The 15407-nt window shown below is 55.1% G+C and carries 13 protein-coding genes; 6 read left to right on the top strand and 7 right to left on the bottom strand.

The features are described 5' to 3' along the window. On the bottom strand, nucleotides 1-90 hold a 90-nt coding region (locus HMPREF0178_RS21260; protein WP_009369305.1), incomplete at its 3' end, for a transposase. A 631-nt stretch (nucleotides 91-721) separates the two neighbouring features. Here HMPREF0178_RS21260 and HMPREF0178_RS19745 point away from each other — a divergent pair. From HMPREF0178_RS19745 to HMPREF0178_RS19720, 6 genes are all read left to right on the top strand, one after another. Beyond that, complete coding sequence (locus tag HMPREF0178_RS19745) at nucleotides 722-1183, top strand: hypothetical protein (RefSeq protein ID WP_009369304.1); 462 nt, start codon at nucleotides 722-724, stop codon at nucleotides 1181-1183. Between the two features lie 8 nt (nucleotides 1184-1191). Further along, nucleotides 1192-2817: a conjugal transfer protein TraH gene (locus tag HMPREF0178_RS19740; protein ID WP_009369303.1), complete on the top strand. Its 1626-nt coding sequence runs from the start codon at nucleotides 1192-1194 to the stop codon at nucleotides 2815-2817. Between the two features lie 13 nt (nucleotides 2818-2830). Beyond that, on the top strand, nucleotides 2831-5479 hold the full coding sequence (locus HMPREF0178_RS19735) for a TraC family protein (RefSeq protein WP_009369302.1): 2649 nt from the start codon (nucleotides 2831-2833) through the stop codon (nucleotides 5477-5479). A 12-nt stretch (nucleotides 5480-5491) separates the two neighbouring features. Next, a complete protein-coding gene (locus HMPREF0178_RS19730; protein WP_009369301.1) occupies nucleotides 5492-8590 on the top strand; it encodes a conjugal transfer protein TraG N-terminal domain-containing protein in 3099 nt (1032 codons plus the stop codon). Nucleotides 8591-8714: 124 nt separating this feature from the next. Beyond that, the gene (locus tag HMPREF0178_RS19725) at nucleotides 8715-8987 is read left to right on the top strand and encodes an antitoxin (protein ID WP_009369300.1); all 273 of its coding nucleotides are present in this window, start codon (nucleotides 8715-8717) and stop codon (nucleotides 8985-8987) included. Further along, nucleotides 8987-9394 (top strand): type II toxin-antitoxin system VapC family toxin, encoded by a 408-nt coding sequence (locus tag HMPREF0178_RS19720; RefSeq protein ID WP_009369299.1) that lies wholly within the window; start codon nucleotides 8987-8989, stop codon nucleotides 9392-9394. Before HMPREF0178_RS19725 ends, HMPREF0178_RS19720 begins: the two co-directional genes overlap by 1 nt. 61 nt (nucleotides 9395-9455) lie before the next feature. Here HMPREF0178_RS19720 and HMPREF0178_RS19715 read toward each other — a convergent pair whose 3' ends face one another. The 6 genes from HMPREF0178_RS19715 to HMPREF0178_RS19690 form a co-directional block, all read right to left on the bottom strand. Then, a complete protein-coding gene (locus tag HMPREF0178_RS19715) occupies nucleotides 9456-11312 on the bottom strand; it encodes a type IV secretion system DNA-binding domain-containing protein (RefSeq protein ID WP_009369298.1) in 1857 nt (618 codons plus the stop codon). Beyond that, nucleotides 11299-13245: a hypothetical protein gene (locus HMPREF0178_RS19710; protein ID WP_009369297.1), complete on the bottom strand. Its 1947-nt coding sequence runs from the start codon at nucleotides 13243-13245 to the stop codon at nucleotides 11299-11301. Before HMPREF0178_RS19710 ends, HMPREF0178_RS19715 begins: the two co-directional genes overlap by 14 nt. After that, nucleotides 13217-13579, bottom strand: a complete 363-nt coding sequence (locus HMPREF0178_RS19705) for a hypothetical protein (RefSeq protein WP_039959477.1) — start codon at nucleotides 13577-13579, stop codon at nucleotides 13217-13219. The genes HMPREF0178_RS19710 and HMPREF0178_RS19705 overlap by 29 nt, the downstream gene beginning before the upstream one ends. 143 nt (nucleotides 13580-13722) lie before the next feature. Further along, the gene (locus tag HMPREF0178_RS19700) at nucleotides 13723-14352 is read right to left on the bottom strand and encodes a hypothetical protein (protein WP_009369295.1); all 630 of its coding nucleotides are present in this window, start codon (nucleotides 14350-14352) and stop codon (nucleotides 13723-13725) included. 54 nt (nucleotides 14353-14406) lie between these two features. Beyond that, nucleotides 14407-14982, bottom strand: coding sequence for a hypothetical protein (locus tag HMPREF0178_RS19695; RefSeq protein ID WP_009369294.1), 576 nt, complete (start codon nucleotides 14980-14982; stop codon nucleotides 14407-14409). Further along, nucleotides 14979-15407, bottom strand: a 429-nt coding sequence (locus HMPREF0178_RS19690; RefSeq protein ID WP_009369293.1) for a hypothetical protein, incomplete at its 5' end; no start/stop codon positions are given. The genes HMPREF0178_RS19695 and HMPREF0178_RS19690, both read right to left, overlap by 4 nt.

The raw sequence follows: 15407 nt of genomic DNA, 5'->3' as shown, positions 1-15407 counted from the left end.
ATAGAAAACCTGTCTGCGATATTTGGGGGCAAATACCACATGGTATTTGCAGTTCCATTTTGTGTGGGCTAAACTTTGAACGTCACTCATTGTGACCTCCTTTTGATTTGTTGCCGCTTGCAGTTGCCAGACCGCAAGCTTTACTAACAAATCAAAAGGAGTTTTTATAACATATACAAAGCTGTAAGCTTTTCGGAACCTCCCGCCTAGCGGGAGGTTTTCTTTCTATACAAAAAAGCCCAAGGAGATTGTCCTTGGGCTTCTTCATGTCGTTGTGGTTGCGGGGGCAGGATTTGAACCTACGGCCTTCGGGTTATGAGGCCACCCAGTGGAAAGCCTCTTTAACCCTTCTCCACTGAAATCGAAGAGTTACGCTACCCTCAAAAACCGCTTGGCCTGAATACGGGCATCATTTCTGAGCTTTGATGCTGACACTCTGCTGAGTATCTGCTGACAAGCAGTGTCAGCAACCAATCAGCAACCTATTTAATTCTATAGTGATTTAAGCAACGACCTCAGCAAGCACGAAGGGAATCCCGACGCCCTGAGTTCTGAAGAACAAATAGCCAGGTTTGCCTGAAGCGTCAATCCCTGATTTCAGTCCATCCCCCCTATTGGCTCTACAGGTGTTCCCTAAATGGAAGGCGACAAACCTCCTTGCTTGAGACCATCTCCCGGCAGCTTTAGGTGAATCGTCCACCTGTAGCCTCGGGAGGTTTTTATGTTGAAAAGCGCTGCCGTTGTTTTTTCTTGCCTGCTCTGTTGTATGCTTCTCGTCGCCGCAATCTCCTCAGTTGTCGTTTTCCTGTATCACCACTACTACCTCCGACCCCATGAAATGATCGTGGTTGATTTCCGTGCTCTGTCAGAGGCCAAGCTGTCTCAGATGGTGGAGGACTCACGAAACGGACATCCCGCCTCAGCCACGGACATCAAAAAATTCATTGGCCAACTTCATCAGGTCATTACCGAGGAAGCCGGGCAGCGCCCGGTGTATCTCGCGGGAGCCGTTTTCAATCCGAGTACAAACCTCACCTCACGAGTGGCCGCCCGTCTGAGTATTGATCTGGGGAAAGCGGGCAGCAAAACGCTCCCGGCGATGGCGGATCGCGTGGCCCAATCTGTTCAACAAAAGAAAACATCTCCGTCTACCGACATTTCCAATCCAGCACAGAGCGAATAGGAGGCCCTATGCAATGGAGTCTCAGAATGGCGCTCCTCTCGGGCGTTGTGTTCGCCGCATTGTGCGGGCCAGCCAAAGCGGACTGGTTTTCGGATTTGACTGACAGAATCCAGACCAACAGTCCCGCAGCGTGGGAGGGGCAAAAACGGGGATACTATACCGGGGGCGGCTTCGGCCTTCGGCTCAAAACCTCGCGGGAACCCCTGCTGAACATTCAACCGCCGCGCATTAGCGCCGGGTGCGGTGGTATTGATGCGTTCTGGGGTGGTTTTAACTACTTGCGGCCCGAATATTTAGTGCAGGCGTTCCAGAACATTATGTCGGCAGCACCGGCTTACGCATTTAAGTTGGCCTTGCAACAGCTTTGCGACCCCTGTGACGATGTGATGAGCGCCCTCCAGCAGATTTCGCAGGCCGCGAACAATCTGGCGCTCGACGAGTGTGGTTCGGCCCAAGCCCTGGTGAACATGGGAGGCGACGCGATTTCTTCCATGTTGGGCATGGACGCGAACCAGGGCACGTCCGAGTTCGGAATCTGGGTTTCTGACAAGGCGAACAAGCTAACCTCGGGCGTCGCCAAATTCAACGATGAGGTTCGCAAACTCCAAAACTACGCATTTTGCGGAGGATTCTCCAATCACGAAGATTACGACAGGTGCGCGACTTTTATGGATATTTCCGGTTCTCTCTGGGACAAAGCCCGCAAAGTGGATCGAACCGCACAGAATCTGCCGGATGAATCCTTTTTCCAGATGGCGCGGGCCCTGTTTGGCGAGATGATCGTCACCCCGTCTGAACCGGGAGACGGAGAAGATAAGGCCACGACCATGTACGGAGTGGACTATTACGATCCGTGCCCCACGACCACAGTGAAAACCGTTGTCGCCAACATGCTCGGCAATCTGACCGCGACCGCCACGGCCAAATCGGCGCAGAACCAGGATGCAACATTGCCGGACGGAGCCTCATCCGGAGCCATTGTCCCCACACCGCCATCCGGCACTGTGGACGCCTCGTCCGAATTGAGCAGGATTGCCTTCCGGGACGTGATCCGCCGCGACGATACGGCCATCGGAGTGACAGAGTGCCAGGTCCGGGAGATGCCCGATTCTCTTAAAGTGTATCAGCGAGCCAAAAACGCCATCGAAACAATTGCCGACGCCATGCAGAACAACCCGCAGACGACGCTGGACAATTTCGTCATCGATGTGGTGCTGCAATCTCGCCTGCCCGTGTACCAGATCATCAACTCTCTGGCCTATCGCGGTTTCTACGGCGGTGCGCTCACGCATGAGGAAAAAGCGGCACTGATCAAACTGACCAGCATCGGTTATGTCCAATTTTTACTGGAAGAGTTTGTCATGCGGGCAGAGGGCATCTTGGATCAGGCGTACATTCAGCTCTCCACCAGCAAAAAAGCGGCTCCGGTTGACCCGCAATCTCTGGAGGCGGGCTATCAGGCCATCAAAAAACGAATGGCGTCATTCCGGCGTGAATTGATGGAGAGTTTCCAAGATGTTCACCAGACATACATGACGGCATTTAAAGAAAATCTCCAATTCCAACAGATGCGCGATTACTACCAGTCCCTCCTGAAAAACAGAGGGATTCAGTCCGTGTTCAGTGGTCTCTAATCAGGAGGTCTGTATGTTGCTTTCAAAAATGGCATCCATGTTCCAAACGGATCGCCTGACTGACTGGCTCCCATACCTCGCCTATGACGAGGACCGGGACCTCTATGTCAATGCGGACGGAACATTTGGGTTCATACAGGAAATCGCGCCTGTGATGTTCGCGGGCGAGCAATTGCTCAACGGCCTTACATCGGTGCTGGAACAGGAATGGCCGACAGACGCTCTCATCCAGATCATTTTGTATGCCGACCCCAATATGACGGGAATCATCGACAGGTACTCCTGCATCCGTAACCGGTTGCTTGATGTCAGCGAACCGCGTGAGGCGTTTTTGCACGAGTGGTCACTGTGGCAAGCTGGATATTTACGTAAGCATTGCCGCCAAGGTATTAGCATGGACGTGCCTGTCCCCTTCAGAAACTTTCGTTGCTTTCTGACGGTTAAGGTGCCGTGCTCGATCCGGGACATCCGGGGAGATTCCACTCAAGCGGCGGATCGGCTCGCGGTGGTTCGGGACAATTTGTTGGGCGTGTTCCGCAGCAATCAGATCTGTACTCAGAACACGCGGCCCGAATCCTTGATCCAGGTACTGTGGCAACTCTGGAATCCGGGGCATGGTTTTCTGGACCGTAATCTGTGGGACCAGCGCCGCCCCATCCGTGAGCAAGTCATTGCGCCCGATACGGAAATCACCCGTTGCCGAGCCGGTGTAGTCGTTGATGGCTACAGGGTGGCTGTGAAAACGCCGCAGGTCTACCCCCTGTCCATTACATCGGTGAAGGCCAATCTGCTGATTGGGGATCTTTTCGGCTCCAATTTGCAACAAATGTGTTCCCCCTTTGCTTTGACGCTCCAGATCGATCCCATGCCCGCGGACAACTCGCTCAATTTCAAAAGTGAAATCACCGGGATGCAGCATACGGCATTCAAGGCGCTCGCGCCGAGAATAGCCCGTAAAAACGAAGAGTTTTGTTGGGCGGCCTCGCAACAGGAACAGGGAACAAAATTTCTGCGCGGGTATCTCACCTTGGTCATGTATGACAACCAGCCCTGCACCGACGCCTCCGGTACAGGAAACTGTTCCCGTAACGAATCGATGGCGGTAACAGTGTGGGAAAACCAGGGCTTCCGACTGCAAAATGAACTTTTTGCCGGGCTGGAATACATGATGGCGGCCATGCCCTTTGGACTGTACCGGCCAGCGCTCAAGAACATGAGGCGCATGGTATCGGCTCCTGCGGGAAGCTTGGCTCTACTCGCGCCTATCCAGGCGGATTGGCGGGGAACGGAAACCGACGCCATGCTGTTCCTGACGCGCCGGGGGCAGCTTTGTTCGTTGGATTTTTTCGACTCGGATACCAACTACAATTTTGCCGTCGCGGCACCGAGCGGTTCCGGCAAGTCATTTTTGGTCAACAAAGTGCTTCAAGAGCACGCCAGCCGAAAAGGGATTGCCTATGTCGTGGACGTGGGAAAATCCTACAAAAAGCTATGCGGGCTCCAAATGGGGCAATATGTCGAATTTGAGGAAGGTAAAAACATGAGTGTCAATGTTTTTTCCGAACTCACCGCCGAACTGTTTGCCCTGGATGAGATGGAGAATCGGGCTGTCCCTGAAGATTCCATAAAAAACAGGGAGGAGCGGGCAACTCTGCTCACAATGTATACGCAGCTCCTTTCGGTCATGGCTTCGCCACGGGAAAGCATTTCGGACTTGGAGCAAGCTATCCTCTCCAATAGTATCATTGAGGGATATACCCGCCTGCGCCCGGGCGAAATCATGGAAGTCGATAGATTTGTGGACATTCTGGATGCCAAGCAGGCGGACAATGACCGTGCGGGCAAGCAAGAGTTCGTCTACGGGCAACTTGCCGAGCGTCTCCGCAAATACTGCCGGGGAGGCGAGTACGGAAAATGGTTCCATGGCAAAATGAATATCAATTTTGAACGTCCTTTTGTGGTGTTGGAGCTGGAACAACTCAACGCCATGAAAGATCTCAGAGAGGTCATTCTACTGCTTCTCATCTCCATTATGGAAAGACAATTCTACCTTGGAGACCGAAAGATTCCCAAACTTCTGCTCTGTGACGAGGCGTGGGATCTTTTTCGCAACCCCAACACGGCAGCATTTATTGAGACTGCCTACCGGCGTATGCGAAAATACAATGGTTCAATCGGGACCATTGTACAGAGTTTTCTGGATTTTTCGCGCAAAGGCAATTCGCAGGTCGGGCAGGCTATCAAGCTCGCATTGCAGCCAAAAATTGAAGAACTCAAGGAGTGTGTTGAAAATCATTTGATTACGTTGAATGAAGCACAGATGCACATTGCCGGTACAGTACGCACAACGAAAGGAAGCTACTCCGAGGTTCTTCTGCTCTCTTCAAAACAATCCACTGTATTTCGATTCATTCCCACGGAAGCGGAAAAAGTCGCCTACACGACCTCTCCGGTGGAAATGCAGATGTACGAGGACATCCAGACCGCGTTGGCAAAAAATGCGGGAGGAGAGTCCCCCGAACCGCTTCGTGTCCTGAGCCTGGCCTGTTTTGCGAATTCCCTGTTGGCTCAGGGCTACAGTCCCCAGGATGCCGAGCGTCTTGCTCTGGAGCGCGAGGAGGAAGCGCTCGCTTACGCCAACCGACAATTCCGAGCCGCTTGAGAGGGAGGAACTATGCACTTCCAGGTTTATTGCTTCAATGACGGCTATCCGTTGTACCTTTTTCTGAGCGGGCTTCGGAGTTACTTCGCCTCGCCGGAATGGAGCGGGCTTGTCTTTTTGATGGTCAGCGGACTGACACTCGCGGGCATTCTGATGGTCCGCCAAATCAGTCCTCTGGGCTATTTCAAAGCCTATGCCGGTCCACTTCTGCTCTATGCCTTGTTTTTCAGCCAGACTGCCCAAATCCGCATTCAGGATGAGTGGGCCCATGAAGCCTACACCATCGACAACATGCCTGTGGGAGTCGCTATTCCTCTCTCCGTCTGCTCCACGCTGGAAAAAGTGGTGCTTGATATGGTGGAAACGCACATCATGCCGCCAGACATGACAAGCTTTTCAGATTTTGATTTCTTCATGGAAGCAGCGGCACTCGGGGAGGTGCTCAACGGCAAGGCCATAAGCCAGTTTGAAGCCGTATCCTCCGTGGGCAGGTACTTTGACGATTGCGTACTGAAAGGCATTGCCACAGGATTTGTCAATGAGAGCGCCTATTACCGCAGCGGAGATCTTCTTACTGACAGCTACATGCCGTGGGGAGTCTATTTCACGGAACTGGTCAACAGGGACGGGACGCGGGATGTCATGACCTGTAAAGCGGCCTACAACCGACTGTGGGGCACGGTTAAGGACGAGGCCCAGAACATGGGACCGGAAGGCATGGCGGACTATCTGTCCAACCTTTTCGGTGGACGGCACAAAAATGTCGCTGACACGATCATGGCAATGGACAGTCTGGCCTCGACGCTGTTTCCCGGCCACCAGAGCACGTCAGAGGCGTTGTTTCAGCAGGCGTTCATGATGAACGGCCTGCAATCGAGTCTGGCGCGATCCAATCCGCAGATGCTGTCGGCCATCTCCCAAGCGGAAGTGTCCCAAGCGACCGGTATCGCGGCCGCGAGTAGCGTTTACATCAAAAAAGCTCCTAAATTGCGGGCGATGATGAAACTGGTGATCGTGGGCATGTTACCCCTGATAGCCGCGTTTTTTCTGGCGCAGAGCGGGCAACCGTTTTTACACTGGTGCGCGGCATTGCTGTCCGTTTCACTCTGGTTGCCCATCATGGCGATCATCAAGGCAACGTATGTCGCCTCGGCTATTAATGAGCTTCAGGGAATGATTCTGTCCACAGGAGGCGTAACGCTCCCCAACAAGCTTCGATTGATGGCCTGGATAACGGATACCAGCACTGTGGCCGGAACTCTGGCCTTCACCATTCCCACGTTCGCCGCCATGATGCTGCAAATGATGGTCCCGCGTCTCGCAATGGCCGTGGGCGGCATGGTCCTCGCGGCCAAAGGGGCGGAAGGATTCGCGCAACGGTCCGGGATGCAGGCGTTGCAGGGCGCGGAACGTTCCGCGCGTGAATTGGAACTCGACAAAATCAACGGAACGTTCATGGAGGCCGGTGACACGCATCTGGCACGGAACGAGAGGATGAACCAATTGATCGGCGGACATGACAATGTAGCCTTTGGCCGCAATACGGGCGCCAGCCCCATGCAGTACAGCGGGACGCGCACCACGGCCATCGAAGGCCAGGGCTACGCCATCCAGGGAGGGCTGGATGCCAAAACGTCAAACAGCCTGCAACAGGCGGTCGCCAAGCAACAGGCCATGCTGCACTCAGCACATGCCAGCGCGGCCTATAATTTCGCCATGGGCGAGGGTACGAGCCGGGGAAGCTCAGAGTTCGAACGTTGGGAACAAGGGATGGATGAATCCCGGCAAAACCAGTACAGCGATGTGAAGCAGACGATCAGCGGCATCACAGAGCGCGTTGCAAAAAGCCACGGTTTTGAGGGCGAACAAGTGGCGCAGGCTCAGCGGGTTTTGAGCGCCGGGGCCTATGCCGGTGTGGATTTTTCTTCGGACAAACAAGCTCTTGGGGCTGTTTTTGAGGCATTCACCGGATCGAAGGTGGGCATGGGCGCCCGAGGTCAATTCAATGCCGCCATCCAGACCGGAGAGTCGGAACGGGCGAAGGTGGCGGTACAGGAGATCGCGGACGCGCTCAACGACAACAAAGAAGTGAGCAGCTATACTCAAGCTCGCTCCCTTGCCATAAGTGACGCCCATCGGACGGGGACCGGAGAAGAGTGGTCACAGTCGGCCACCAAACATGAGGGATTTCAGTCGGCCATGCAGCGCACGGATTCCGCCTGGCAATCTCTTTCCGCAACCCAAACACGTATGGTGGAAACCCAGGCCGCTTTTTCGGCATCAGCGGGAAAGACCATCAATACGGGTTCACTGCTCGCCGTGACCACCCGTGCGGATCTGGAGCTGATGGCAATGACCCCCGGCATGAACCGCCTGCACGGCGAGCTGCATCGTGGCGTCGATGACATCGACAACCTGCGCATCGCCGCAAACGCCGATGTGACCGGGCTCATGCGCTCGTCTGAAAAAGGCGATACTCAGGCCCAGAGCGCGGTGATGAACGTGCTTGGAGTTGTGGCTAACAGCAACCAGTATAATGCGCAGGATGCGCGTCTCGCCATGAGCATCCTTGAACAGCGGACACAAACCGCCGGAGAGCTCGGGATGACGAACAACGAGCCCCCGAGGCACACAACGAGCGTAAATGGTGGAGCTGGCGCTGGCAGCGCGCTCCCCGGAAAGACAGGAAGCCTCATCAACGGTGTGGCTCACGAGGCGACCTTGTACAGAAACGGCTATGCAAGCGGTGTGGACGCGGGTCAAAGGCGGCTGGATGAAAACGTGGACACCGGCCGACTGGATACCGGTTTTAGCCCCAATGAGTCCCTGAAATCAAAGGATACCTTCGGCGCGGAAACCGCGCGGCTCGCGGCGGGTTCGGCGTCGGATCGCGCGGCCCTGGATCGGGCGGCAAAGGAGGTGCAGCGGGATCTGCGCGATCAGGGCGTGCAGGTGGTGGATGATGTCAGCCACCTGGATGTCAACAAGGGAACACTCGAAAATACCCGTTCGGTACTCACTGGAGAAGCCGCCGATATTATTCTGAACCCCTTGGGGCAGGACAAGACAAAAGCTCTCGAAGACGCGCTTTCTTCTCTGGAGAAGAGATAATTTTTTGAGGCCATCCCGGGGACGCCCGGGACGACCTTCTGTCCTTTTTCCACTGGCTCCTCGCATTGACGCAATAGCGGGTTGGATCTATACATACGTATAGACCTTATCAGGAGGCACAGTTATGAGCCAAGTATATACAACCAAACTCTTCAAGAACGGCGCATCCCAAGCTGTGCGCTTACCCGCTGAATTCCGTTTTTCAGGACAGGAAGTCTATATTTTCCGTGACGAAATTACGGGAGATATTGTGCTTTCTGAAAAACCCCGTCCGAAAGCCTGGAAGGATTTTTTCTCTTCGCTGTCCGCATCCGAGGAGACTGAAGCGTTCATGGCCGAGCGTCCGATGAATGTCGCTCCCCGCGAGCGGGGCCTGTTCGATGAGGAGAGCAAGTAATGCTCTACATGCTTGATACGGATGTTTCCAGTTACCTCATTAAGGGGCGTTCTCCTGAAATTCAGACGCATATTCTGAACGTCAGCCCGGACGAAATCTGTATTTCAGCCATAACCAAGGCTGAACTTTTATACGGTTTGAAGCGTCTTCCCGACGATCACAGGCTTCAGCTCGTAGTGCGGCGCTATCTTAAAATCGTCACCATATTGCCTTGGGATGTGGACGCCGCCGAATACTACGCGGAAATACGGCACCAACTTGTCTCCATGGGCCAGCCTATCGGAGAAATGGACATGATGATCGCCGCCCACGCCATGTCACTAGGCGCGACGCTTGTGACGAATAACTTGCGCCATTACCAGCGAATAGGCGCACTCCGTATTGAGGATTGGACACGCGCCGAATAAGTTCGATACAAAAAAGGCCATACCCGGGAAAAACCGGGATGGCCTTTTTTTACTGCCAAATTTACGCGGCTGGCTTATACCGTTCCAGATCCGCGCCCAGGATGTTCCGGGCATCGCCGGTGAATTTGGAATCCATACCGGCATAGGCGCTGGTCACACGATCAAAGAAACTCTCCCGCGGCAATCCGTTCCGATCAAGGAGAGGTATGCGCAGTTTCACAGGAGGCTGGCCCTGTGTAATGAGTATGCCTTGCCCCCGAGGCAGGCTTGTGAGCACTTCCGGAGGGAGCAGTTCGGTTTCGGCCATGTCCAGCCGCACGGCATAGCCTGAGCGGAACAGTTCTTCAGGGCCTTTGAGCCCCGCCGCCACATTCCGGGTCACAGTCATTTTGGGTATGGAGCATTTGCCGAGTGTTTCCACCAGTTCGGCGGCTTGTTCGCCGTCCGGGATACGCATGTACAATTTGTTGGAGATGAGGCCGTACATCTGCCGACGCACCGCGTCGCTGATCCGCGCCTCAATGTCCGCCGTTGTCTGAAGCCCAAGCACCAGATGTAAGCCCGCGGCGCGCATTTTGTTCAAAATATCCACAAAGCCTTCATAAATAACCGAGTAGGTCTCATCCACATACAGGTACACCGTTTTGAAAGTGGATTGCCGTGTGTACAGGGTGCCAATGTAGGATACCAAGTCTTGGATAAACAGCTTTCCCACGTTTGAAGAAACGTAACTGTCTTTCATGGATGCCAGGGAGAGGTACACCACCAGATTATTCTGAATGATTTTTTCCCAGGACAAACTCTCCTGCGCGGGGTTCAAGAGTTCACCGATATTTCCAGAGGAAAGCGATTTCAGAACTGGCAGCAACGAAGTGGTCATTTTCTGAAAATGGGTTTTGTCGTGATCCACTTTGGCTTCCAAGTCCCTGATCGCATATGCAAGTTGGTATTTATGAGCGTCGGAGATATTCGCCTTCACCAGAAATGTTCGGGCTTCGATCAAGAGGCTTTCTCTGTCCAGAACCGCATAGTGATACAGGGCTCTCAGGCTCGGTTTGATATTGATGAGGATCAACACATCCACAACGGTCGTCAAAACGTCATAGCAAAAGTCAATGAAAGGCTGTGAATTGCCATTGTTGGGCATGATGGTTGTAATCCGGCCCGCAATTTCGCCTGGTGTGCTGTAATTGGCAAAGGGGTTCATGGTTGCACTGATTTGAGGATGCGCCAGGGAAAAATATTCAAAGGCCCGTTCCCTCCCGCTGTCCTTGCAGATCTGATAGGTCGCATCCAACAGATCCCGGTCGGATTTGGGGTCCACGACAATGACCGGATGCCCCTGCCGGATGGACTGCGCGATGAACAGCTCAAATGTTCGGGTTTTGCCGATGCCCGTGGTTCCGATGATCGCCGTGTGTTCCGGCAGCAGGTGTATTTGAGACTGTTCCGCATCCGGGCTCACCAGCGCGTTGATCCCATGTATGTATGGCAACCCGCCCGCGTCCCGGGCCTGTCTGTCCATAGGCAGCAGAACCCGTTTTTCCGCGAGTTCATAAACCTCATGGTATGCTTGGGTGTGTTCGGGTCCCCAGATGAACCCTTCTCCAATGTAGAGTCGATCTGCCTGCCCCAGACGTGTTTTCAGGTCATCGATCCAGGCCACGGTACGGCTGAGAGGCCGGGCCCGCGTCAACTCGCGCAATCCGAGCTTGCGCCGCAGCCCTTGCGAGATCCGGCACAGGGCGCACCCGCCCATGCCGTACCCGGCTATCAATACGAAATCAGACGTCCAGCCGATGGCCGGAAGCGCAATGTACGCCAGGCAGGCCAAGATCCCCTCGCAGACGCCATAGACATACAGATGGCGCACGTCATGCCGGATACGCACCACGGGTTGACGATTATGCAGGCGCATGCGTACCTCCGGCAATTTTTTGCATGATCGCCACCTGGCGCATAGCCGAGGGAGACAGAGGCCAGAACTGTCCTTTCAACACGGTCCGGGTAAATGTACCGGCGATCAGATCGGGCACGTCGCATTCCACGGACTCAAGCACGTCCGGGAGCACCAAGCCGGTGGACAGCAACAACTGATGCAGACGTTCCGCCGCAACCGCATCCTCACAGAGCGCTTCTTGGCCCAGGAGGGTAAAAAGAGTACGGGGAAATTCCGGTGAGCGGAGAAACGCCGCGTCATCCCGGCAGGCGAGCCACCCTCCTTCCGCACGCAAATCTCTTTCCGAGGATCGGCCAGCCATGAGACGGAAACGAGCGCCGCAGGTCATGCCGGTCAGCTCCAGTGCTTTCGCGTCTGGTTGATTCGTCTCTGTGGCCGGTTGTTCCGGTTCCGGGGTCACAGGCTGCGGGACAGCCGGAGAGAAAGCCGCAGAAAGCACTGCTGGTTGAACGATTTGCGCGTCCTTTTTTTCCGGTTCCACGGATGCGGGTTGCGCGGAGCCCGGGAGCGAAGTTCGGGCCGGATCGGATTGTTGGCCGGATTCTGTGCCCTGTGCGCCCGCTGAATTGTTTTCCTTCTTCGGGGGGTCCGGCCATTTGGAAAAGAAGCTGTCAGGGATACCGATAGCGCTCAGAGCCGCAGCGTCCTCCAGGCAAAAGGTGGCAACGGCCAGGCCGTCCACCTCGTTGGCTACCGCTTTGCGAAGATAGTCCGTTCGCAGGAAAGCCAGCGACATTTTTTCATGCCGGAACGTTTTGCCATCCTTGGCGCATTGAAAGGCAACCGAGGCCAGGAATATTTCAGCGGATTGCTCAGCCAGCGTGTTTTCATATCCCAAATACTGACACACCGAAGAGACGTCTCTAAACCCCGGCAGCGGAAGCAGTTGTTTGAAAAAGGCGGGCATCGCCACTGCGCACCACTGCTCATTGATGTAAAAAACCGTATCGGCCGGACGTGCCCGGCCTGGAGCCCTCGTGAAATAATCCCGGACAGCATTCAGCACCGTCGAGCGGGTTTCCATCCCGTTTTTGCAGCGCAGATCCCGGCTGGCGCTCTCCTGATCCGCATCGCACGTGTCCATATCGCAGATGTTGGCGATGATCGCGCTGTTGATCTCCACCGGCATGGATTTTAGGAGTTCTCGGGGAACGATTTCCAGAAATTCGAGCATGTTTCGCCGTCCGGGCATACGTATTTCCGTCTGCCAATCCCAACTCAGCCCGCTCGGATGCACCAGCTTGAAATCCAGGACGGTGCCGTCCTTCAGACAGGGATCAAACGCTTCGCGCACTTCACCTCTCAGCCCTGTGAGCCTGTATTGATAGATTTTGTATCCGTCATGGACGAGCCCTTTGGCGAAAGAGGCGAGAATCATGACGCAACGATACCGGCTCTTGGTGATCTCATCGATGCCCACGGTATTCATGGGCGTCCAGGCGCTGGCCAGTTCGGCTTCGCCACAGGCCACGTCCAGACTGTGCAGGCAATGTCCCCAAGGGTAGGCGTGATGATTGTCCGCCGATGACGGCATGTCCCAATAACGCACCAAAAACGCTCGAACGATGTTTTCCAGAAGAACACGGGGATTGCCGCTCATACCCGGCAGGCTCTCGCAGTAGTCGAGATATGGCCTGAGCCGCTCCAGAGCCGCGTTGACCAGCTTGTGCTTGAGCGGCAGATACTCGTCCGATGCGGGCTTGCGGATCAGGGCAATGCGGGGCAAAGAGTCCGGATCGATACGAATGTCCAAACGATGCACACGGGAACGACGCATCAACGCGTCATAGGTTGCGGGGACAGGCTCCATATCCGGCGTTTCCGGCGCATGGTCCTCCTGCGCCGCGCTGTCTTCCTTTTGTTTATTGGCGCTGAATATTTTGAACCACATGGGCAAGCTCCTGATCGGCAACGCGGCAATGATTGACGGTCTCCTGGATGTGCCTGAAAAACGTTCGGGCTTTTTCCAGCTCGATCCGCCGTTCCTGCATGAGCATGGTCACGGCGAGACATATCCGATCCATGGTCTGGGTCAGGCTGACCATCGTGTTCCCCAGATCCGTGCAGATCCGCAAGGGCCACATCCTGCCCGTCCGGGTATCTCGCAACGTGCATTTGTAAATGGCTCCGTTGGTCTGCCCTTCCTTGAGAGAAAAAGCGTCTATGTCCATGGACAGCCTGTCCAGGGCTCCGTCGCATACGGCTTCGACTCCGTAGGCCAACATTAAAAACTCCTCATTTTCCAACCTGCCATCGAGCATTGCTTGTTGAAGGGTAAAAAAACGGGCATCCATAGATTTGGTCAGGCCGACAAAGATCGTTCCATATGTTGTTTTGACGCATAGTTTGATGTGTTGCATGACATTTCCTATTCGGTTGCTTTGAGAGGAGCGGGTCCGTACCTGAGATGAAACCTCTCAAGAAGTTGGAAGGCGTCCATTTGTTGAAAATGGTGAGGATAAGCGGAAAGAGGGATGGCAAACCAATCGTACCGCATTGAGTTGTAGTAGAAAGGCACTCCCTGGACGGCGGGGGTGAGATCCTCCTTCATGATCGAGGCCAGAGTCACCAGGTTTTTATCTTGGAACAGCGCATCGGGCCGGGGCTTTCCCAGACACGGAGAGATGAAGGGCCGCATATCAATTTGTGCGAGCCATGCCTGCGCTTTGGCCTCCGTCCAGGAGACGGTGCCAAACAGGGCGGCCTCTTTGATCAGTTCGGCCACGCAGACCTTACAGCGCTCCAGGAACACATAATTGATCACGTCCCGGTACTCGTCCAAAAGCTCCAGATACAAACGGACAGCGATGCCCGCTTGTCCTTTTTTGCGGCGAAAATTCGGGATTTTCGCGGCCTGTTCCAGAATGGCCATATTTTCACGGAGCGCCTGATACAGCGCGGCGCATGATTCACGTTTGGGCTGCATCCGATAGGCCGCATAGGCTTCACGCTCATGCGGCAGAATCAGCGCGGAGACCCGCAAATACTTTTTGGGCATGTTTTTCCCCTTGGGAGGGGCGCACGCCGCGCCCCTCCCGTGCTATTGATTCGCTTATCGACCTGATGATCCGGTGAACTGATCCTGGAACAGCAGCGGTCGGGACGGCGGAAGGAAGATGCGCAACTCCTTCAACGCGGGAGTCGTGCTGATTTGTTCAGTGAGCCACGGCCGAACCGCATTGCCGACCAAGGCGCTGAGGTTGATACAAAGCAGTGCGGCGGCGACGCGGAGCGCTATTTTGCATGACCTGCGCACCGGGAATCCGCCCCATGTGATCACAAGGGCATTTGCGACCAGCAACCCGGCCACAAGCAAACATTTGCCGCATGGACCGTAGATGACCTGCCAGAGAAGCAAAGGCACATCAGCCGAAAGCGCCAGGAAAGAAATCGTGCTGAAATACCGCGTGGGCAGCGCACAAATGAGCAGACCGAATGTACCCGCGCCCCAGGCGAACAAGGAGGCTCCAAATACCATAGCCCCGCTGTACAAAGAGCACTCTCCCAAAGAGCACTCCGTTGCCCATGAATTAAACAGGCACAGCACGAGCCCCACGCTCAGCAGCACTCCCGACAAAAGACAGCCCTGAGCCGATGACGCGGGGCGATGTTGGCAGATCAAAGTCATGCGCCCTCCTTTTCGCCATGAGGTCTGGAGCTGAGGAGCTTTTCCAGGCGAGACTTGTCAAAGCCGAGTACTGACTGTCCGTCAACGAGGATGAAGGGAGTGCCGGTGATCTGAAGGCGCTGCAATTGTGCCGCGGTATCGGCGGATTGCGCTTCGTACTTGCCTTTGAGGATGTAGAGGAACGTTTCAGGGGACGAGGTTTCAAGACCCGCGGCGAGGGCCGGGAATTGCTCCAGGAACTGCGTGACAACGTCTTTGCGGGCGGTGTCGGGGGACGTTCCCTGAGCGGGAATCCGCAATTGAGCGTAGGCGTAACGCATGACAGCCAGCGGATCGACATCGGCTGACTGGCGCTCCGTCGCATATTCCATGATCCATGTGGCCGCATCGGCGCCGGGGTGCATGGGCAACGGGAGATGCACTAA

The organism is Bilophila sp. 4_1_30 (assembly GCF_000224655.1).
Taxonomy (GTDB): Bacteria; Desulfobacterota; Desulfovibrionia; order Desulfovibrionales; family Desulfovibrionaceae; genus Bilophila; species Bilophila wadsworthia.
The sequence above is the reverse complement of the archived record's forward strand: the minus strand, read 5'-3'. Positions and strand labels throughout refer to the sequence as shown.

What these genes read in the sequence shown, in the direction of transcription:
- HMPREF0178_RS19745 (WP_009369304.1), top strand. Translation starts at nt 722, where the DNA reads ATGTTGAAAAGCGCTGCCGTTGTTTTTTCTTGCCTGCTCTGTTGTATG.
- HMPREF0178_RS19740 (WP_009369303.1), top strand. Translation starts at nt 1,192, where the DNA reads ATGCAATGGAGTCTCAGAATGGCGCTCCTCTCGGGCGTTGTGTTCGCC.
- HMPREF0178_RS19735 (WP_009369302.1), top strand. Translation starts at nt 2,831, where the DNA reads ATGTTGCTTTCAAAAATGGCATCCATGTTCCAAACGGATCGCCTGACT.
- HMPREF0178_RS19730 (WP_009369301.1), top strand. Translation starts at nt 5,492, where the DNA reads ATGCACTTCCAGGTTTATTGCTTCAATGACGGCTATCCGTTGTACCTT.
- HMPREF0178_RS19725 (WP_009369300.1), top strand. Translation starts at nt 8,715, where the DNA reads ATGAGCCAAGTATATACAACCAAACTCTTCAAGAACGGCGCATCCCAA.
- HMPREF0178_RS19720 (WP_009369299.1), top strand. Translation starts at nt 8,987, where the DNA reads ATGCTCTACATGCTTGATACGGATGTTTCCAGTTACCTCATTAAGGGG.
- HMPREF0178_RS19715 (WP_009369298.1), bottom strand. Translation starts at nt 11,312, where the DNA reads ATGCGCCTGCATAATCGTCAACCCGTGGTGCGTATCCGGCATGACGTG.
- HMPREF0178_RS19710 (WP_009369297.1), bottom strand. Translation starts at nt 13,245, where the DNA reads ATGTGGTTCAAAATATTCAGCGCCAATAAACAAAAGGAAGACAGCGCG.
- HMPREF0178_RS19705 (WP_039959477.1), bottom strand. Translation starts at nt 13,579, where the DNA reads ATGTTGGCCTACGGAGTCGAAGCCGTATGCGACGGAGCCCTGGACAGG.
- HMPREF0178_RS19700 (WP_009369295.1), bottom strand. Translation starts at nt 14,352, where the DNA reads ATGCCCAAAAAGTATTTGCGGGTCTCCGCGCTGATTCTGCCGCATGAG.
- HMPREF0178_RS19695 (WP_009369294.1), bottom strand. Translation starts at nt 14,982, where the DNA reads ATGACTTTGATCTGCCAACATCGCCCCGCGTCATCGGCTCAGGGCTGT.